Here is a 21,111-nt window from a genome sequence, read left to right as displayed (position 1 = left end):
AGATCCTTGGTTCATCAGAGAACTTGAAACTAGAAACTCAAAACTCTTTATGAAGTACATAATCGTTTTAGGGGACGGCATGGCTGACGAGCCATTGGAAAACTACGGAGGAAAGACCCCATTACAAATGGCTAAAACGCCGGAAATAGACCGACTGGCAAAACTCGGATGCTGCGGGCAGTTGTTAACGGTTCCGGAGAATATGCACCCGGGAAGTGAAATCGCAAACCTTTCGGTGTTGGGCTACGATGTACCTGCTGTGTTTGAAGGCCGTGGTACGCTTGAAGCGGCCAGTATAGGCGTAAAACTGGAGGCTGGTGATTTGGCGCTTCGCTGCAATTTGCTGACCATCGATGGTGGTAATTTTAAGAACCATTCAGCAGGGCACATCTCCAGTGAGGAAGCCCACGTGTTAATCGATTTTCTGAATGAAAAATTGGGCTCCGATAAAATCATCTTTCACAAAGGCGTTTCGTACCGCCATTTGCTGGTGATTAAAGGTGGCAACAAACTGTTGGCTTGCACACCACCGCATGATGTTCCGGGACAAGCCTACCAAAAATACCTGGCAAAAGCGAAAGTGGAAGAAGCCCAGGAAACAGCTGACTTGATGAATGATCTGATTGTAAAATCAATGGAACTACTTCCAGAGCATCCAGTCAATCAGAAAAGGAAAGCAGTAGGTAAAGATGTTGCCAACAGCATTTGGCCGTGGTCGCCGGGCTACAAACCACAAATGCCGACCCTGAAAGAACTGTTTGGCGTGGAAAAATCGGCCGTTATTTCTGCGGTTGACCTCATCCAGGGGATTGGTGTGTACGCCGGCATGGATGTGATTAAAGTGAAAGGGGCAACCGGACTTTATGACACAAATTACGAAGGCAAAGCACAGGCTACCATTGATGCGCTGACAGATTATGATTTGGTCTACCTCCACATTGAAGCCAGCGACGAAGCCGGACATGAAGGCAATGTAGAACTGAAAACCAAAACCATTGAATATCTGGATCAGCGGGTGGTAAAATATTTGGTGGAAGAAACCGCCAAAATGGGCGAACCGGTGGCAATTGCCGTTTTGCCTGATCATCCAACCCCTTGTGCAACCACCGTACACACCAAAGACCCGGTGCCCTTTATCATTTATAAGCCAGGTATTGAAGGAGACAGCGTAGAAACCTACGATGAATTCACCGTGCGAAAAGGAAGCTACGGCTTGCTTAAAGGCAATGAATTTATGAAGGCCTTATTATCAGATTAACTCGAACTCGAAACTGAAAACTCACAATGAACTATTACAGCACCAATAAATCAGTTCCGGAGGTGTCGCTGAAAGAAGCGGTGATCAAGGGGCTGGCCGACGACAAAGGCTTGTTTATGCCCGAGCGCATTGAAGCCTTTCCAAAATCATTTTTCGAAACCATTCACCAGCTTTCGTTTCAAGAAATCTCTTTTGAAGTAGCCAAAAAGTTTTTTGGTGAAGATGTGCCGGAAGCCGACCTGAAAAAACTGGTTGACGACACCTTGAATTTCGATTGTCCGGTTGTCCATGTCAATGACAATATTTTTTCGCTGGAGCTGTTTCATGGACCAACACTTGCATTTAAAGATGTAGGCGGTCGGTTTATGGCCCGGTTGCTGGCTTATTTTCTGGAAGGAAATGACCAACAGGTGAATGTATTGGTGGCTACTTCGGGCGATACTGGCAGTGCGGTAGCCAATGGCTTTTTGGGTGTTCCCAGAATTCATGTGTATGTGCTGTACCCCAAAGGTTTGGTAAGCGAAATTCAGGAGAAACAGTTCACTACGCTTGGGCAAAATATTACCGCAATCGAAGTGGAAGGAACCTTTGATGATTGCCAGCGACTGGTGAAAGCTGCTTTTTTGGACAAACAATTAAAAACCGGACTGACACTGACTTCGGCCAACTCAATCAATGTGGCACGTTTTCTTCCGCAGGCTTTTTATTATTTCAACGCTTACGCCCGGCTGCGCGAGCGGGGCGTAAATGAAGACATTGTGATTTCGGTGCCCAGTGGTAATTTCGGCAATCTCACGGCAGGTTTGTTTGCCAAGAAAATGGGGCTTCCCATTAAGCGGTTTATTGCGGCCAACAATGAAAACGACATCGTTTACAACTACCTGAAAACCGGAAAATACGAGCCCCGGGCTTCTGTAGCTACCATTGCCAACGCGATGGATGTGGGCGACCCCAGTAACTTTGCGCGAATCCTGGATTTGTATGATCATTCGCACGCTGCCATTCAGGCTGAAATAACCGGATATCGCTATTCGAATTCGGAGATTAAAGACGTGCTGAATGAAGTGTATCACAAATATGGCTACCTGACTGATCCGCACGGAGCAACCGGTTATAAAGCGCTGGACGAAAGCTTGCTTGACGGCGAAACCGGTGTATTTTTGGAAACGGCACATCCGGCCAAATTTACGGAAACGGTCGAAAAAATTATCGGTGTGGGGAAAGTTCCGCTGCCCGAAAAGCTAGCTGAATTTATGAAAGGTGAAAAACTCTCCATTCCGCTAAGCAAGGAGTTTGACGACTTTCGGGCTTTCTTATTGCAACAATAAGAGCAAACGAAATGAGGCTGTCGCTGATTCAGAGGCAGCCTCATTTTTTTGTTCATTCTTGCGACTTCAAAATAATGGTTTGATGGTTAGCCGGTATGTTTTTGCCTGCGGTTTAACCCGGTACTTTTCCAACTGCCTTATTGCTGTTCCGCCAACACCCGAAACTTCGTAATCAACGGTTAACGTATTGAAAGGGGCCTCTTTCAGCTGGTAGGTATACATTGCCCGTGAGAGGTTGTCTGTGCTGTATTTTTTCAAACTAAAATTCAGCAATTCGTCACTTTTAATGAGCAAAGCTCGGTCGTTTGGTGTACTCACTTTTAGCCAACGCACGTCGGTGTGGTTTCCGTAATCCTGCGGAATGATGTATGGAACGTACTCCCGATCTGTATTGGATTGATAAAGGCCAATTTTAGCTCCGGTTTTTCGGTCAGGGTAGGTTTCAAACGGGCCACGGCCATACCAATCAACGATGTTGAATGCTTTGTCCAATTGAAATTGCAGGCCAAGCCGGGGAAGTAAATCGGGGGTGGTCCCATGCGGTATGATTTCCTGCTCCAGTTCGATCGTTCCATCCGGATAAACCCGGTAGGTTTCCTTGCGTTCGAAGCTTGCGCGCTGGTTGGTGGAGTTTGACCAGGCATGAACTGTTACGTCAACCGAAGAGTCGCTTCGGTTGCGGGCGGTGATTTCGTCAACTTGGTTCACGAGGTCTTTCAAACCCAGCGTACGAATCTGGTTGTCAATGCTTCGTCCTAGCCCTGTTGTGAAATTGGTCTTGGTAAACTGATAACTTCCCCAAGGATCAATATCATTTGCCAGCGGAGCACGCCAAATGCCGAAAACCGGCCCCTCTTCCAAATAATTAAACCCCTCGAAGTTCAGCTTCGAAAATTGGCCTGTTTCGCGATTAAACGAATAGTCAAACTGTTCGCCTTTCAGCGTGATTTCGTTTTCACTTTCAATAATTTCAATGGCGCTATTTTGTTCTTCTTCAGCCCTTGAAAATTCCTTTTCTGAAGAAAATACAAACTGGCTCCAGGCAACTTCGTATCCGGGTTCAGCCCAGGCGGTGGCTTCTTTCAGGGCAAAGGAAATGGTCAGTATAAGTTCTGCGCCGTTTTCAACCTGTGGAATGTCTAGCGGAATAGAAATCTCCCGTTCGGTTTGCGCGGCAAGTTCCAACTGCAACTCTCCGTTGTGAATCATTTCACCATCTTTCAGCAATTCCCAATAGGTGCTGAATTCATTCAGATTTTTAAAATGGTGTCGGTTTTTGACAAGAAACTGTCCGTTATTCAGGTCAATGGCTTTAACCTGGATGGGTTGCGCCGATTTTTTGATTTGGTGAATTTCCGGCTGTATTTTTCTGTCCGGCCAGATGATGCCGTAGGTTCTGCCTCCCAGTCCAACCGCAAAGAAATCACCTTTGCGGGTATCCTCTTCAAAATCAAGAGCCAATGCGGCTGTGGCTTGAGCTGATTTTGATTGTAATTCCTTCAGCGAAATAGCCTGATTAAATATCATCACATCATCAAGAATCATGTTCGACATGCGGCCTGAATATTCGCCTTGATCCTGGGTTTCGGCCTCGCGACCAATACACAAGGGAAAGGGGCTGTGGCTGATGTTTCCTGAGAAAGCGGTTTCGGCAACCAGCTTGCTGTCCACAAACAGTTGTAAGGATGCACCATTGTATATTCCGGCAACATGGTGCCAATTACCGTACCAATCGGGTTGCACCTTCGCTTTGGCTGAAATCCGACGGGAGTTATTGCTGTAATAAGGCGAATGCAAGGTGTCTTGCAAGTTGTTGGTTTGAAGGTAAAACTCCAGGCTGTCGGTCGAACTCATGATCAGCCCGTATTGGTGCTTTCCTTTGGTGAGAAAGGTGTTGGGTTGCGGAATCTCCATTGGATTCACCCAAAAGCTTATCGTCAACTGGTTACTTGTAATGTCCAGGCTTGGGTCCCGGTAAAACTCAATCCAGTCGTCGTGCCCCGAGAATTTCAATGCCCGGCCATTTCTCCCTTCCACAAATGTTGGCCTACCCATGATTGCTCCATCGTTGCCATGAGCCGATGCGTCGGGCGTAAGCCAAAGCGGGGTGTTTACGCCCGGGCTAATCCAATCCCAAATGGCGCCACCTGAAAGCCGCGGGTAGTTGTAAATCAACTCCCAGTATTCATCCATTCCGCCGAGCCCATTTCCGGTTGCTGCCAGGTATTCGTCCATAAATGAAGGGCGAAGATCGGTCTCGCCCAATATTTTTCGTTCGGCCAGATTCTTGAGTTGATATGGAATCCAGTAGCGCGGGCCGGTGATGTCTTCAAACGGAATATAAAACGTGTTACCTCCATACATCCATGCCGGACGACTGGGATCGATAACTTTGCCCGTTTCAATCACAGCTTTGATGTTTTCGCCAGAGCCGGACTCATTGCCCGCACTCCAAACCACAACCGATGGATGATTTCGGTCGCGATGTACCAGTTTGCGCGAGCGGTCTTTGTACATTTCTGTGTAGCTTGGATCAGATGACAGTTCGATATTATCGTGAGCTTCATCGCCCACTTCATCAAAGATGTAAAGACCCAGCTCATCGGCCATTTCAAGGTATTCGGAAGTGGGTGGGTAGTGAGAAGTGCGCACACAGTTGATGTTGAACTGTTTCATAATGAGCAGATCCTGTCGAAGTATTTCCAGCGGAACAGCCTGTCCGTGCTGTGGGTGATGCATGTGGCTGTTTACTCCGTTGAACTTGACCGGCACTCCATTGACCAAGATCACCTCCCCGTTGACTTCCACTTCGCGGAAACCAATTTTTTGGGTAAAAGCTTCGGTTGTTTTGTCGCGCTCATCTTTCAACTCAACAAGCAGGGTGTATAAATTGGGATGTTCGGCTGACCATTTGTCCGGGTTTTCAACCTGAGTCGAAAGAAGTATTTTTTCTGTTGATCGTCCTTCAATTTCAAAATCTCTCAAGAGACTTGAACGAAGGATGGACTGGCTATTTTCGTCCAACACATCGATCACCAATGAGCCACTTTGAACGTTTTTCATTGCGTTTAGCGCGCTAACTTCAATTCGCAGTTGCGCATCTGTGTAATCTTCATCCAAATCGGTAACCACAAAAATATCCTGAATATACGTTTTGGGTTGAGCGTATAATTTCACATCCCTGTAAATTCCCGAGAGGCGCCACATATCTTGGTTTTCGAGAAAGGATCCGTCGCAAAATCGCATCACCTGAACCGACAGATCATTTTTTCCTTTTTTCAAAAACGACGTGATGTTATATTCGGCTGGCTCAAAACCGCCTTGGTTGTATCCAACGCGCTGTCCGTTCACCCAAACATAGGAGGCTGATTTAATGCCTTCAAAGCGAAGCATCACTTCTTTTTCGCTCCAATTGGATGGAATGGTAAACTCTCGCTTGTAGCAACCGGTGGGATTGTAGTAGGCTGGAATATACGGAGGTTTTGTTTCGATGGTCATGGCAATATTTCGAAACTTGGCATGTCCGTATCCCTTCATTTGCCAGTTGGAAGGAACGTCGATTTTGTCCCAGTCTCGGGTGTCAAAATCGGATTTGTAAAAATCTTCCGGCACCAAATCCGGACGTTCCACCCATTTGAATTTCCACGGGCCGTTCAGCAACTGAAAGTTCGGGGCCTCAGCCGGATTGTTGCGCAGCGCTTCTTCGGCCGAAGCATAAGGAATATGAAAGGCATGCGGTAAATTTTGGCCCTTTTCGAATACGGCCGGGTTTTGCCAGTCTGCTGGTTCAAAAACAATTTGTTGCGAAAAGGAGCTGAGGGTGATCAGAAGAAAAATGGTGATTGTTGAAAGTACTCTTTTCATGATCGGGAAGCTTAGTTATTTAGTTTGCTACCAAAGTTATAAAAAGAAAAAAGTGTCGAGTACAATGGAGCTGATTCTTTTCAGTTTCTTCACCTACAAATAGCGAGAAGTATTTTTCTTATAGTCAGCATATGCGTTTCCAAACGCTTTCAGTAAAAACTTTTCTTCATTCAAAATAATAAAATGATGGGTGACCAGGCAAAAAAGGATAACTACGGCCATAAAAACACTGGGCACCAGCAAAAAACAAGCTGCAAAATAGAACAAAAAGCTGGTGTACATGGGATTCCTGCTGATTCGGTAAATCCCCTTTGTTTGCAGGGCGTGATCTTTTGTAGGTAATCCAACACGCGTAAAAATGCTCATGGAGTAGTAAGCTGGTATGAGCAAAAGATTACCGGCAAAAATGAAAGCCAGGCTCAGAAGCTTTTGCATTTCAGGCATTTGCAATTGAATGGGTCTCGGAAAATGCACAAAAAAGTCTGGTTGAAGACTGGCCCAAAAAAGGGCAACCATCAGAAAACCTGTCAGTAACTTGGCGGGGTAAAAAAGCCAAGGCGAGATCGTGGGCGTCCCAAAAGCGCCCTGCCCGTTACGCAAAAGCTGGTAGGCCAGTGCAGCAGTGGACAGGATGGGTAAACCACTGAGCAATATCAAGCCAACTTGCAGGGGTGTCATAACACTTCGCCTTTGTATTGATAGCCGATTTCCGTGACTACTTTTTCAATTTGACCAAGATCGATCTTTGGGCCTTTTATCTTGACTTCCGAGGTGTTTCGATCGGCAAAAACTTCATCAATTCCTTCCAGCTTCGATAGGTTGCGGGTTATGCTGGCCTCGCAATGCGAACAGGTCATCCCTTCAACCTTCAGTGTTTTTGAATTCATGGTGCTTGTCATTTTCGATTTTTCAAAACGTTCATAAAAGTAGCCAAAAATCAGCGAACCTATTAACAGCACGGTTGACGAAATTTGCAGCCATTTGGGTAGCATTTCGTGTTCCCCATCGCCATGAATATGGGCCATCTGACTCATGATTAAATCGGTTGGAATCAACCAGTTGGTCAGCATTCCAAAAAGTACCGCACCTCCGATAATGGTGCCCAGGTACACGTACAACGCTTTGCGTCCCATGGTATTCCCAAGCACCGTCATAGTGGCCACGTTGGTTGCCGGTCCGGCCATCAGAAAAACCAGCGCTGCGCCTGGCGATACACCTTTCATAAGCAGCACGGCGGCAATGGGGATGGACCCGGTAGCACACACGTAAAGCGGAATTGAAGCAGCCAGAACAATGAGAATCTCGAGGATGCCCCAACCCTGAAAGCGGCTGAAGAAATCGGCTGGCAGCGCCACTGAAATCAGGGCTGCAATTAAAAAGCCTATGACAAGCCACTTGGCAATATCCTGCAGGAGTTCGATAAAAGCGTAATGCGCGGCACGAACAAAGGTATTTCCTTTCGGTGCTGGATTATCTTGACAACCGCAGGAGTCATCGTCACAACTTGCGGCCTGCTCCTTTTTACCAAGTGCAGCCGTATCCAGTTTGAAATTGGCAAACGGATTGTTTGGTACCGGTTTGTCTTTGACCAGCCAGTTCGTCAGAATTCCGCCCACTATACCTGTTACAAAAGCTACAATGGGACGAAGAATGGCAAATGGCCAGCCCAGCATCGAATAGGTAGCAAAGATCGAATCAACACCCGTTTGTGGCGTTGAGATCAAGAAGGAGTTGGTGGCCCCTTTGGATGCGCCGTTGCGAAAAAAAGAGACTCCGGTAGGAATCACGCCGCACGAGCACAGGGGCATGGGAATGCCCAGCAACGAAGCATTAACCGCTGATTTGGTGGTTGACTTGCCCATGTATTTTTGCACTTTACCTTCCGGGAAAAACACTTTCAGCAAACCGGCAAACACCAATCCCAAAATCAGCCACGGCGCCATCTCGTTCAGTAAATAAACTAACTCAGAAATATAATCGACAAAAAACTCTTTCATCTGGAATCCCTTTCTTTTATCATGGTGCCCATGAGCGTTGCCTGCCTCTTCTGTCCCCGGAGAAACTAGTCGTCACTTCGAACTCAAAACACCACATGTATCTTCTTCTAAAAGCAATGCAAAATTAGAATTGTTTTTAGTTCTAAAGAAAAAAAGGATAAATACTTCCAGATATCTACATATTTGTTGTTGTACGGGAATACTGTTTTGTCTTTGCTTTCTGATGTTTCCAATGTTGCGTGGCTATTGCCCATCAGGCTTTTTCTCGACGTAAAGTTGAGCCGACTCGGTTCGGATTACGATGATCTCGTCGCCGCGGTCAATCATGCCCAAGCCCGAGACAGCATCGTATAGTTTTCCATCAATTTTCACCTTGCCCGAAGGACGAAGTGTGGTGTAAGCCACGCCCTCTTTACCAACCAAGCTTCGAGAGCTGGTATCAACGCCCACAAAACCTTCATTCTTATCCTGAATTGAATGAAGCGACAGATTTTTGAATGCGCCCGAATTGGCCGTGAACAGCCTTTTACCGAGGACAAGACTAAGAATAAAACCACCAAACAAGGCAACAATTACTGTGGTCAACGCACTTAATATTTTGTCAGGATGAACACCCTCAAAGTCAAAAACAACGTTGTTGATCAAGCTTAACACCAACGCAGTGAAACTAAATAATATGCCCAACAATCCTGCCACACCAAATCCCGGAATGACAAAGATCTCCAAGGCGATTAAGATCAGGCCCACCACAAACAGCAGGATTTCCCAGTTGGCTGCCAAACCTTCGAGGTATAGCGGAGCAAAATAAGCGACGGCAGCCGTAATGGCAATGATGAGTGGAAAACCAATGCCCGGAGTTTGCATTTCGAAATAAATACCGCCCAAAATGGCCATAATCAGCAAGCCCGAAACCATGGGATTAACCAGAAAGCCAATAATTTTTTCGAGTGTAGTGGGTTTATACTCCACAATTTCGTATTCTGAAACGCCAATTAGCTCCAGCACTTCCGGAACGTTATCGGCAATGCCTTCGCAAAAACCATATTTCATGGCTTCGGAAGGGGTGAAGGTGAGTACTTTTCCCGTATCAATAATGCCGGGAATATAGACCCTTTCGTCAACCATGGCCTCGGCAATCTGAGGATCTCGAAACCACCGGAACGTGGTGTCCTGTCCGCTGATTATGGTGTCGCCGCCATGGGCTTCGGCTGTTGCCCGCATGGTCGAGCGCATGTACGATTGGTATTTATCGGGCATTTGCTGCCCGGTTTGGTTCACCACCGTTGCCGCGCCAATGGAGCCTCCCGGCCGCATGTAGATGCTGTCGCAGGCTACCGAAATCAATGCGCCGGCACTAGCCGCATTATTATCGATAAACACATATACAGGTATGGGGCTGTTCAGAATTTTGGTACGAATGGAGTCGGCATCCAGCACAGTGCCACCGTAGGTATTCATGTGAATCAGCATCAGGTCGGCGTTTAAGCTGTCGGCGGCTTCAAAAGCCTGCTTGGTTTGCCGCCAAATTGCTGGTGCAATATTTTCTTTGATATTGAACTTGTACACCAGAGTGTTCCGGGTTTCTTTGGGAACATCGGGTTCCTGTGCCCAGCTCGGAGTCGCGAGTATTAAAAGAAAAAGGATAACATACAGCAAGCCTGATCTCATGATTTTAGTTTTTTAGAGCGTTGTCCCAAAGTTAGGGAATTTTCGTTTGCGTTTGACAGCGATCTTGTATTGGTTGTGCCCAGAAACCGCCCGGAGAACAAACCTTATTTTTGTGGTACTTTAAACAATTTGCTGGTATCGTATCCCCGGCGTTTGGCTTCATCAACCAACTGCTGGTAAGTGGTCTCATCCAATTGTGGCGTGCGGCTTAAAATCCACAGGTAGTCGGGTGTGGAGCTGCCAATCAACACATGCTGGTAATCATCGCCCAGCTCCATAATGTTATAGTCGGCATAAAAAAACAAGAAGAAGGCTACCTTCAATTTTCCGGGTTCTTCGCGATTGGGAATTTTGGCTTTCCCTTTGGCTTCTTTATATTCTCCGTCCAGCGTATGCTTGTAACCGGCATTAATGACATCAATTTTGCCATCATCGCGCAACGAATAGGTAGCCGTAACGCCCACCAAATCTTTTTCAAACGAATGCTGAAACCGCGCAATTTCGTACCAGGTTCCCATGTAGCGTTCCACATTCAATTCCGAAACGGTTGTGGTATCAATCATTGGCTTGTTCGACCGGCAACTAAAAATCATAAACGATAAACTTAAAAAGATGAGCGTTTGGGTTTTCATTTGTTTGCTTGTTTGCTTTTTTATGACATTCAAAGGACCAGATAAAAGTACGTATTTTTTGACGACTGGGTGCATGGTCAAATAGGCCCCTCAAATTGTCAAAACTTAAAAGTCATCTCCCGAAAGAGTATCTTCTGCTGTCGATAGCCATTTATTTCTCTCCGATAGCTACTCGCTTCCCTTCAATAGCCAATCATTTCCCGTCGATAGCCAAACCAATCCGCCCGATAGCTGGCCAGGCAAGCACGCCCGAGGTTCGTTCCCGGGTCTCATCTGCCATGGATTGTCGGTTCATTATTCCTTTCCCATCTCCAATATTTCCCTTACTTTTACACGAAAATTGACCAACAATCATGAGTGACTCAAGCCCGGACCGCCCCCGTTTGCCCCGTTGGATGAAAATGAATCTGCCGAAAGGAGAAACGTATTCCAAAGTAAAAAACCTGGTCAGTCAGCACCATTTGAACACCATCTGTACCAGCGGCAACTGTCCAAACATAGGCGAATGCTGGAACCGCGGCACAGCTACCTTTATGATTTTAGGAGACATTTGCACCCGCAACTGCAAGTTTTGTGGGGTGACGACCGGAAAACCCTTGCCCGTTGATGGGGACGAACCTCAACGTGTCGCGAAATCCATTCAGCTCATGCAACTGAAGCATGCCGTCATTACCTCGGTTGACCGCGACGACTTAGCTGATTTGGGTGTCGGAGTTTGGGTTGAAACCATCCGGGCCGTCAAGCAGCTTAACCCCGTCACCAAACTGGAAGTGTTGATTCCCGACTTTCAGGGGAGAAAAGAATTAATCATCCAAGTGGCCAAGGCCCAGCCTGAGGTGATTTCACACAACCTGGAAACCGTGGAGCGATTGACACCCAAAATCCGCAGTGCAGCTAAGTACCGTCGTAGCCTGGAGGTCATCGCAACCATTGCCGAAAAGGGAGCCGTGCCCAAATCAGGCATTATGTTGGGCCTTGGCGAAACAGAACCGGAAGTGCTGCAAACCATGGACGACCTGCTGCAAGCCGGCTGCAAGGTAATGACCATTGGGCAGTACCTGGCGCCAAGCAAGGAACATCTGCCGGTGGTGGCCTACATTCACCCTGAACAGTTTGAAAAATACCGAACAATCGGGCTCGAAAAGGGTTTTTCTTTTGTTGAAAGCAGCCCGCTGGTTCGCTCCAGCTATCGCGCAGAACAACACGCAAGTGCCTGAACAACTCGAAACCCAAAACTGGAAACTTGGAACATGGAAAATGGAATTTGAAACTTGGAACTTGGAATTTAAACACGATGGCAAATTTTAGTTACGAAGATATTGGTCTGAAAGACTATAAAGCCTGCTGGGATTACCAGGAGGAAATTCTGGCAGCGGTGCAAGCCGATAAAAAAGCGAAAGATGCTCCCAGCGAAATCAACCGCTTTCTACTTGTCGAACATCCCCACGTTTATACCTTGGGAAAGAGTGGTGACGAGCACAATCTGTTGATCCATGATGATTTCATGAAGAAGATTGAAGCGACCTACTACAAGATCAACCGGGGTGGCGATATCACCTATCACGGTCCCGGGCAGTTGGTGGGTTACCCAATCATCGATCTGGAGTACTATAGAATTGGCGTTCGCGAATACATCGAAAAAATGGAAGATGCCATCATTGCCACCGTCGCCCATTACGGATTGACCGGCAGCCGAAAGGAAGGCGCCACGGGCGTTTGGCTCGATGCTGAAATTCCGGCAAAATCAAGAAAGATTTGTGCCATCGGCGTGCGGGTAAGCCGCTATGTTACCATGCACGGCTTTGCGCTGAATGTGAACACCGACATGCGTTATTTCAGCTACATCAATCCCTGTGGATTCATCTCCTACGGTGTCACTTCGCTCGAGCGCGAGCTGGGCAAGACGATGGACATGCAGGAAGTAAAAGAAGTGGTGAAGGAAAAGTTTAACGCGATTTATTGATGGGGCGTTAGATGATTGGTCATTGGTCATTGGATGACTGGGAGAAATTGAAAACAAAAAAATGAAAAGCATGATTGATATTGATTTACTGGATGAAAAATACAGCATCGAAGGCGAGATCGGGTTTATGGAAATGGAAGGCGAACTGCCGTTCATCAGCGTATCCAACAAATACGCCCAAGCCGATATTTGCCTGTATGGCGCCCATGTGATGAGTTTTACGCCACACAAAACCATGGAACTATTGTGGATGAGCCCAACCAGCTTTTCGGAAGAAGGCAAAGCGATCCGCGGCGGAATACCGGTTTGTTTTCCATGGTTCGGACCACATCCCACCGATCCGAAAAAGCCACAGCATGGCTTCGGACGGCTGATTTACTGGGATGTTGTTGAAACCAAATCCGAAGCTAACGGCGAAACCCTGATCCGCTTCCAACTCAACGCTTCCGAAGAAACCAAAGCCTATTGGCCCCACAACTTCACAGCCGAATTGGCCATTACCGTGGGAACCAAATTGCAGCTTGCCCTAAAGGTGACCAACAGCTCACAGGAAGCTTTTGAATACAGCGCGGCCCTGCATTCCTACTTCAACGTGTCGGGCATTGAAAACTGTACAATCGAAGGTTTACAGGGAACCAAGTACTTTAACCAGCTCACTGGAGATCACGAGGTTCAGGAAGAGCCAGTGCTGAAAATAAACGAGCCGGTAACCCGCCATTATTTGGATACGGAAACGCCGGTCGTCATCGCTGATCCTGTTTTCCGCCGCCGAATCCTGGTTGAAAAAGCAGGCAGCCGCGTAACCACGGTTTGGAACCCCGGGGAAGAAGCTACTGCTGGCATTCCCGACATTCCGGACGATGGTTACCACGCCTTTATTTGTGTTGAGGCAACCAATGCCTTCAACAATTGCATCACGCTGGCTCCCGGCAAATCGCACGAGACAACCGCGATTATTGGGTTAGAAGAATAAGAAGCCTGTTGCATGCCATTCAGTATCAACATCAGAATGTCAGCCCCGTTACAAGACAAAAAAATCGAAGACGGTAGAAGACCATTGAATACGATTGTATTCCAGGTCTTCTACCGCCTTCGACTGTCTTCAATTTTCTATAAACAAATTGATGTCCTGGGCTTGACATCAAGAGACTAAACCAAACTGGGAGAATCGCTTACTTCTTCGCCATTTCCAAAGCCTGGGTGGTGGTATAATACTTGGTTATCATATTGGGTACTTCCCATTCCGGCAATTTTCCCAAAGTCAGGTAATGCAAGTATTTTTCCGTTACCTGAGCAAAGTGCGCTTCATGTCCCACTTTATATTTATCTGGAATTTCAACGGTCCATAGTTTGTCTTCCAGTTTCACCAGCTTCAAGCCCGGGTACATGGTCGCAATATCCTGGTTGATGGCTTTCAGCAAACCACCTTCAAAAGTTTCCAATCCTTCGTCAATTGTTGCGCGAACATAAACGGTTGGCTTATAATTCTCCTCTTCACCCTGCTTGATAATGACATCGCACAGCGATCCCCGCATGATACTGTAGTGGGTGTCGCCTGCACCTTCAGGTGCCTGAAAGTTCCAGATAACCGACACTTTGGCATATTTTCCTTTCAACTTGTAAGTAAATTCGCCGTTGGTGTAAATCTGCAGTTTACCATCCACCACATCTTTTTGAAGAAATTCAGGAAATGCTTCCTTTTGGGTTACTTCCTGAAACTGCTCCAGGCTCAGGTCTGTCGTCCAGCGGCTGGCACTCACCATTTCCACATCCGATTTTTGAAGCGCTTGGTCCGGGAAAGCCTCCCACTGAATCATATCGACCAAGTGGGTTGTCACATCAACCATGCCTTCGCCCTGCTGCTCGGTATCAAAAAACCAATCCGGGCGTTTTAGCGGACTGCCGGCAACGTACTTGAAAATATGGTGCACACTTTCCTTGGTAATGGAAGGTTCTTCGGCCGTTCCATCTTTCAGCTGTCCAAAAACTTCAGGGATTTTGGATAACTCGCGTTGAATGATCGTCGTAATTTCATGCCGTTCAGTCATAATATCGTACAACAGCACATCATGGGCTTCAGCCACTTGAAACGCTTCTTCCAGCAAAGCAAAGTCAGCTGTATTGATAGCCATCGGTTTATCTGCAAAAATATTGATCCCGGCGTCAGCGGCAGCTTTTATGTACTCCGTCTTCTTCGCGTTGTTCCCCGAAACCACCATCACATTGCCCGGCTTTTCGGCAAGCATTTTCTCCAGGTAATCGTCGCCGGTATAGACTTCACTCACCCAACTGGTTGGATTATCGGCACGGGTGTTAAAACCTTCAATGCGGTTCAAATGATCCTGCAAATCTTCACCTTCAGGCGCATAAATATACACTGTAGGATCAACCTGATCGTACATGGTTTTTTGCACCAGTGCTGCATGAAAGTGTCCCGGATCGAGCGTCATTAATTTGACTTCGCCTTGGGCCCCGGTGAATTGAGATTGTGAAACTTCGGGCTGAGCTTGTTGGGAACCGCCTGTACAAGCCGAAACTAAAACCGCGACTGCCAGCAAGTTGATAGAAATTGGTCGTGTCATTTTTTTAAGTTTATTTAGAATTTAATCGATTTCCGTTAACGTTAACAAAAATACGATTTTTACCACATCTCATGCAGAATGAACCGATAAATTCAAAGACTCATGGTTCTTAACAGGTCCGTTTCCCATCCATATCTTTAAAATCGATCTCGTAGCTTTCGTCGTTTGACAAGGTGATCATCGCTCCCAAAGGCGAAAGCCCCCTCATGATGTCCATGATCTGAATATCCTTAATGGGCGACAATTCTGCTTCGGTCCACTCGCTGTCATCCATTTTATGAAGCATCACGGTAATCATCAGCTCCATCGGTGGATTTTTGGCCATACGCTTCTTATGGGCATAAATAACCGTGCTTTCGTCTGCCTCAGCATTCCTATTTTGATGCACCAAGCTTTCCAGCTTGTCCCAGCCACTGTAGGTGATCAGCGCCACCTGACGGCCGGGTATGGCTGCAGTGATGACGTTTTTGTCGCCATCGTCAAACTGCTTGACCACGGCCTTTTCACCATTCAGGTGCGGCAAGCCAAAGTGGCCAAGTGTCAACTCATATTCGAATGCCAATCGCGAACGATCGACACGAATAACACCACCGGGGATAGTAATCTCTGCCAAATCAATAATATACCCTACCCCATTGTTTGGGGGTTTGCGCATGATCGCCTGCCGGTACAAGACGCCATTCCGTACACCATTGAACAGCATGCTTTGCGAAATGGTGTAAGCCCTGTTTTTTTCCGAATCATTGGCTACAGCCAGTCCAGTGAGATAAAAGTTGACATCGTCGCCGCGCACATCTCTCGGATCCTGGCTGCGATAGCTGTATTCCATCGATGTTCCACCCTGCGGATTGTGGTCTTCCCACGGGAAATGGGTATTGTAAACCAGCTTCGAATAATTCGAATCGTCGTAATAAACCTTTCCGGGAATGATTTCTGATGTGCCTGTCTTTCCATGATTGACCAACACAAGCCCCGGACTCTCAAGGATAGTTCTTTGGGATTGATCACCCAGCGTTTCCCACATACCCTCGTTTTCTTTGACTGTCCAGAAGGGCGAATCATCAGGCAAAGCCAGGCATATAAACGGTAAAAACATCAGGAATGGGCTACCTGCACAACTGTAGTTTTGGACCATATACTCTTTCTGTCCGTAGAAGCCGAGGCTCGGAATATCATTGCAGAAAAACTCTTCGCGAGTAACAAACTGCAACAAAGAACCTGAGCAAAGCCGCCGGGCCCAGCCGCCATCCAACGATGTTTTATCCTTCAACATAAAAGCAACCGGGAAAGCACCCGAAACCCAGGTACGGTAGCAAATGCTCCGCGACCACATGTTAATATAGCCGTCGCGCCCAAAAAAGCTAGTAAGCGACTCCATCAGCTTTTGAGCGGACTTCTCAATAATTTCAGCAATCTCCGGATAATATTGGTCGCCGAACGTCCGGTTCCAGATGGTGGTATAAACAATAAACAGACTGATGGAGTAATAATTATACGTTTGTTCCAGATACCAGCCATCGCCCGAATGGTAGGAAGCCACCCACAGCAAGTGACTTTTCAACAGCTCATCATCAATCTCGTAGCCGTATTTTTTCAAAAATGAAAGGGTGACAATATTGAAGATTCGCCAGTTGTTTTGGGTGGTTCGGTGGTGTGCCCATTTCGAAATAGTTACCACCATCTCCTCTTTTTGCCTTTCGGTGAAATTCGACCAGATGGTGTCCGGCATCAACAGCAGTGTTTTAAACAAACCACCAAACTCGCAGGTAAACTGGTAGTTTGAGTCGGGCAGCTCTTCTGGCAGGGGCAATGAATTGGCGTGCCCTGGTGTAAAGGCATTGTAGAGCTGCAAGCTGTAGTAGTCGCGCAAATTGATCCCGTTGATTGTTGTTTCCGGATCAATATGGATGAGTGGCCCGGCGAGTGTGAAGGTTCGTTCCAGCGCCTCAAATTCGGCCGACCGGTACCGCCAGTCGGGCGCATTGGGCTGCGGATAAGTTTTGCCAGGAATGATCGGGAAATTCAGAGGGGTGTCCATTGAATCAACATGCTTAAAGGCCCGTCCCAGCAAATATTTGGCCAGTTCGATGTAATGTTTTTTAGTCATTCCCGTATATGGACTGAGTTCAAAATCGGGATTTTTTACTTCAAAAGCGTTTTTCATTTGCTAATTAAATATTGAATAAAAAACAAGAAATAAGAAAGGCAAAAATTCGACACTTCTTATTTCTTGTTCTGTGTTTCTATTTTTTATTCCGATAGATCTTGCTCCTATTTCAACACATAATTCGTCCCGTAAGGAAAGCGTTGCGGACGGCTGAGGTATGAATTGGCCTCATCATCATTTTTGAAACGCTCTGCAGCTGGATCCCATTCCAGTTTTCGTGGAAGTTTCATGGCGATGTGGCTGACCAAACAAACGGTACAGGCGCGGTGCCCAATTTCAACAGGCGAAATTGGCTCTTTCCGGCTTTGGATGCAATCCAGCCAGTTGCCGTGCTGGTTATCGCTCACATACAAATGAATCTCATCCTCTCCAATCTTCGAGTTCAAAATTTCCGGATCACTGGCATCAAGCGCCTTGGAGCTCTTCTCTTTATCAACCGGATCACTGGCCGAAGCCACATAACTGCCCCGCGAAACAAAGATCCAGCCATCGGTTCCTTCATAGCGAATGCCGTTTGTGAAACCTCCCGAGGTGTACATGGTGATGCCGTTTTCGTATTCGGCCTTCACCATAAAATCGCCATGCACATCCCAAAATCCAAACTTCGGGAATTGAGCGACCGCTTCCACAGAAACAGGACCGGTGTATTCGGTGTCCATTCCCCAAGCTGCCGAATCAAAATGATGTTGTCCCCAGCCGGTGATCATGCCCGCGCCAAACTGTTCGCGACGCAGCCAACCCGGACGACCGTAACCTTTTTGCGGATGAACCCCAATCTCGGTATAGGGCACTTCAGGAGTGGAACCCAGCCACATATGGTAATTCAAAGCGACGGGAACGGGCATCTCCGGTGCTTCAGGTCCTGACGGATCACCCGGCAAACCGACCTTTACGGTATGCAACTTCCCAATTCGGCCGTTACGAACCAGCTCGGCAGCGGTGCGGAATTGTGGTGAAGAGCGTTGCTGGGTACCTACCTGCAAAATCACACCCTGCCGGTGAACGATGTCACTCAACTGGCGGCCTTCCTCAACGGTAAGCGAAGTGGGCTTCTGCAGGTAGATATCTTTACCGGCCAGCGCGGCTTCAATGGCCGGCTGTGCGTGCCAGTGGTCAGGCGTGCTGATCATCACCGCATCAATGTCTTTATTCAGCAGCATTTCGCGGTAATCTTCATACATCTTAACATCCATGTAATTATCACCCAGCTTCTTGCCATAAAAATCCTCCACCAGCGTTTTACCATCGGCCATGCGGTTTTTGTCCACATCGCACACGGCAATCACCCGGGCTACATCATACTCCATCGTCTCCGCCAAGTCGTGACCACGCGCTATCCGCCCACAGCCAATTTGGGCGATGTTGATTTTATTACTAGGGGCATTCTTTCCAAAAACCGAAGATGGAACAATCGTTGGGAGGATCATTGTCCCGGCGGCTCCGGCTACTGTATTTCTTAAAAAATGACGTCGTTTCATAATTCTATCGTTTTATCGGTTAATTATTCATATTCAAGCTTGGTGGGCGAATCATCGCATTTCAGATCACCCAATACATATTGTGCTCCGTCCAGGTAAAACTTCAGGAGTCGGCTGTCTTCAAAACTTTGGGCGTTGTGCGACGGCGAAACATAGAACACCCGGCCTTTGCCATACTTTTTTATCCAGGATACATATTTGATTTGCTCATCAATCTCCTTTTTCTTGTTGGTGAGCTTCGACGTATCCATATACAGCAGCGGACGAAAATTCTTCTGCGCGTAGGCCTTGCTGAAAAGGTAAGGTTCATCAATATGAACGAAAGCCTCGCCCCGGAATGCTTTCAACAAGGGATGGTTCGGCTCGGCAAGCTCAAGGGTGATTTCCTGCTGTGGCGGATGATAATCGAAGCTGCCGCCAACCATTTCACTAAAGGGCATCGAGTTGTTCTGCATGACAATGGCGCCATGCACCACCATGAGGCCACCTCCTTTTTTGACGTACCGAATCAGGTTGGCCTCAAGCTCGGCTGCTTTCTTGGCTCTTTGCTCCGCTGTCAGGCTTTCGTCCTGGTCCAAGACATCCTGAAACAGGTCTCTTCTGGGTCCCACAGAACAGTTGTTGTTCAAAACCACCGCATCATACTCAGCCAGATTTTTCTTTTCAAACTTGAAAATATCGGTACTGATTTCAACTTCAAAAGCACCGGTTTTTTCTCCCAGGACTTTCAACACGGCGTTGGCGTGCGGAATGACCCAGTGATCAAAACCTGTAAACAGGCTAAAAACAAGTACTTTTCGCGCCTTCAGGGGCTGAACTTCTGCTTTTGCAGGAGCTATCTTTTCTATTTTTTGAACCCACGCTTCGTCGCATTCAAAGGCCTTTTTTTGCCCCTTTGCCACTGTAACTGAAAAGGCAATTAAAATACCAAGCAAGATTTGTCTATACATAATTTGATTTGTTAGATTGTTAATAATCAGAAGCCACATCTTCCAGCCTGCTACTCAAAGCTTACTCCTGGAGGATAGGCAAATGCCTGCCAATATTGCTCAGCTTCTGCTTCGGTGAGCTGCCCGTCAAAAATTAGCATCCGGTACTTTTGCGAATACGTTTTGCCCCGTTCAATCACCCAGTCGTTATGGCGGATGGGGCAAAACTGAAAATACATATCCCCTCTTCCACCGTTTGCATCGACTGGCCAAACCCGCATCGGCTCCGGGTATTCCCGGTTCGAAGGATGACTCATAAACAAAATGCCGCTGCGCCCGGGAACTGATTCGCCCTCAACGATGCACCAACGGGCTTTGGTTCCATCGGCTGTTAGCCTGTCGTTTCCTTCGGAAGTGAGCACCGAGCTGTTGTCTTTGGTCCATTTTTCTGTAGCGCGAAAACCTATTCCGCCACCATAGCGGTAGGCATCGAGCAAAATACCCGAATCCAGGGGACTGTTCAAGCTACTTGTATAGTCCACCAGCCAAGCCTTTCGCTGGTTGTCAATGTTCCAGGCGCACACGTCCAGCACTTCGCTCAGGGCTAGCTGGTCGGCGCCTTTTGCTCCAAAGTCGATGTGCTCCTGCAGCGCGCTAAATCCAGTAAAAACCGGCCCTTCCACTTCGGACAGAAAATTGGCAAATCGGACCGTTCCCTGCCCTTTCAGCAGGTTCCAGAAATCCACTTCACGTCCCTTGATATGGGTTTTGGTCCAAGGTCCCCAAACGCCATAATGATGATAATGGTCGGGCGCCTGAATACGGGTCAGTTCCTCGCCTCCGGGCGACCACAACGGATGAATGAACCCAGAGCGCTTAAAAAGCGGATCGACGCCTTCAGGCGGATAAACTTCGTCCGATTGGTAATGCAGTATAGGACTCTCATTCAATACCAGCTTTAATCCCCCATGGGTTCTCTCAACGACTATTTTTGATTCTGAAACGACAGTCTCCGATGCTTTATATACATACTGACGAGTTTCACCCTTGGGCAATTCGCCGTTCAGAATAAAACACAAGCGGTGATTCTTGCCCGATTCCAACTGGCTGGCTACAGGGATTTCCTTTTCTCCATCGACCTGATAAAGCTCAAAATGGTGGTTGTTAAGCTCCAAAACTGCCGATGAAAGGTCTACACTCACCGGACAATCGAGCCGATCATACTCGCCGGCAGATACCTGAAAC

At 47.3% G+C, this 21,111-nt stretch carries 15 protein-coding genes; 5 read left to right on the top strand and 10 right to left on the bottom strand.

The features are described from left to right. Window positions 1–49: 49 nt before the first annotated feature. Together AAC033_RS06220 and thrC are read left to right on the top strand one after the other, a co-directional pair. Window positions 50–1,258, top strand: coding sequence for a cofactor-independent phosphoglycerate mutase (locus AAC033_RS06220; RefSeq protein WP_339736481.1), 1,209 nt, complete (start codon window positions 50–52; stop codon window positions 1,256–1,258). Window positions 1,259–1,284: 26 nt separating this feature from the next. Continuing rightward, complete coding sequence (gene thrC / locus AAC033_RS06215) at window positions 1,285–2,586, top strand: threonine synthase (protein WP_339736480.1); 1,302 nt, start codon at window positions 1,285–1,287, stop codon at window positions 2,584–2,586. A 66-nt stretch (window positions 2,587–2,652) separates the two neighbouring features. Here the strand turns inward: thrC and AAC033_RS06210 are convergent, their stop codons facing one another. The 5 genes from AAC033_RS06210 to AAC033_RS06190 all read right to left on the bottom strand — a co-directional run bounded on the left by AAC033_RS06210 (window position 2,653) and on the right by AAC033_RS06190 (window position 10,747). After that, window positions 2,653–6,450, bottom strand: coding sequence for a glycoside hydrolase family 2 TIM barrel-domain containing protein (locus tag AAC033_RS06210; protein WP_339736479.1), 3,798 nt, complete (start codon window positions 6,448–6,450; stop codon window positions 2,653–2,655). A 93-nt stretch (window positions 6,451–6,543) separates the two neighbouring features. Then, window positions 6,544–7,128 (bottom strand): isoprenylcysteine carboxylmethyltransferase family protein, encoded by a 585-nt coding sequence (locus tag AAC033_RS06205; RefSeq protein ID WP_339736478.1) that lies wholly within the window; start codon window positions 7,126–7,128, stop codon window positions 6,544–6,546. Further along, window positions 7,125–8,447, bottom strand: coding sequence for an SO_0444 family Cu/Zn efflux transporter (locus AAC033_RS06200; protein WP_339736477.1), 1,323 nt, complete (start codon window positions 8,445–8,447; stop codon window positions 7,125–7,127). Before AAC033_RS06200 ends, AAC033_RS06205 begins: the two co-directional genes overlap by 4 nt. A gap of 243 nt (window positions 8,448–8,690) precedes the next feature. Continuing rightward, the gene (locus tag AAC033_RS06195) at window positions 8,691–10,115 is read right to left on the bottom strand and encodes an NfeD family protein (protein WP_339736476.1); all 1,425 of its coding nucleotides are present in this window, start codon (window positions 10,113–10,115) and stop codon (window positions 8,691–8,693) included. Window positions 10,116–10,219: 104 nt separating this feature from the next. Continuing rightward, complete coding sequence (locus tag AAC033_RS06190) at window positions 10,220–10,747, bottom strand: lipocalin family protein (protein ID WP_339736475.1); 528 nt, start codon at window positions 10,745–10,747, stop codon at window positions 10,220–10,222. A gap of 353 nt (window positions 10,748–11,100) precedes the next feature. Here AAC033_RS06190 and lipA point away from each other — a divergent pair, with 353 nt between their 5' ends. The 3 genes from lipA to AAC033_RS06175 all read left to right on the top strand — a co-directional run bounded on the left by lipA (window position 11,101) and on the right by AAC033_RS06175 (window position 13,683). Beyond that, on the top strand, window positions 11,101–11,964 hold the full coding sequence (gene lipA / locus AAC033_RS06185; RefSeq protein WP_339736474.1) for a lipoyl synthase: 864 nt from the start codon (window positions 11,101–11,103) through the stop codon (window positions 11,962–11,964). Between the two features lie 77 nt (window positions 11,965–12,041). Next, the gene (gene lipB / locus AAC033_RS06180; RefSeq protein ID WP_339736473.1) at window positions 12,042–12,710 is read left to right on the top strand and encodes a lipoyl(octanoyl) transferase LipB; all 669 of its coding nucleotides are present in this window, start codon (window positions 12,042–12,044) and stop codon (window positions 12,708–12,710) included. 61 nt (window positions 12,711–12,771) lie between these two features. Next, on the top strand, window positions 12,772–13,683 hold the full coding sequence (locus tag AAC033_RS06175; RefSeq protein ID WP_339736472.1) for a D-hexose-6-phosphate mutarotase: 912 nt from the start codon (window positions 12,772–12,774) through the stop codon (window positions 13,681–13,683). 199 nt (window positions 13,684–13,882) lie between these two features. On the opposite strand, the gene AAC033_RS06170 is transcribed toward AAC033_RS06175, so the two are convergent. From AAC033_RS06170 to AAC033_RS06150, 5 genes are all read right to left on the bottom strand, one after another. After that, window positions 13,883–15,292: a putative oxidoreductase C-terminal domain-containing protein gene (locus AAC033_RS06170; RefSeq protein WP_339736471.1), complete on the bottom strand. Its 1,410-nt coding sequence runs from the start codon at window positions 15,290–15,292 to the stop codon at window positions 13,883–13,885. A gap of 109 nt (window positions 15,293–15,401) precedes the next feature. Then, window positions 15,402–17,456 carry a DUF2264 domain-containing protein gene (locus AAC033_RS06165; protein WP_339736470.1) on the bottom strand — a complete coding sequence of 685 codons (2,055 nt, stop codon included), beginning with the start codon at window positions 17,454–17,456 and terminating at the stop codon, window positions 15,402–15,404. A gap of 107 nt (window positions 17,457–17,563) precedes the next feature. Beyond that, window positions 17,564–18,937, bottom strand: coding sequence for a Gfo/Idh/MocA family oxidoreductase (locus AAC033_RS06160; RefSeq protein ID WP_339736469.1), 1,374 nt, complete (start codon window positions 18,935–18,937; stop codon window positions 17,564–17,566). Window positions 18,938–18,960: 23 nt separating this feature from the next. Then, the gene (locus AAC033_RS06155; protein ID WP_339736468.1) at window positions 18,961–19,887 is read right to left on the bottom strand and encodes a ThuA domain-containing protein; all 927 of its coding nucleotides are present in this window, start codon (window positions 19,885–19,887) and stop codon (window positions 18,961–18,963) included. Between the two features lie 50 nt (window positions 19,888–19,937). Continuing rightward, a partial coding sequence (locus tag AAC033_RS06150; RefSeq protein WP_339736467.1) for a PmoA family protein occupies window positions 19,938–21,111 on the bottom strand: 1,174 nt, incomplete at its 5' end.

Origin of the sequence: uncultured Sunxiuqinia sp., from assembly GCF_963974515.1 — a bacterium.
Classification (GTDB): domain Bacteria; phylum Bacteroidota; class Bacteroidia; order Bacteroidales; family Prolixibacteraceae; genus Sunxiuqinia.
The sequence above is the reverse complement of the archived record's forward strand: the minus strand, read 5'-3'. Positions and strand labels throughout refer to the sequence as shown.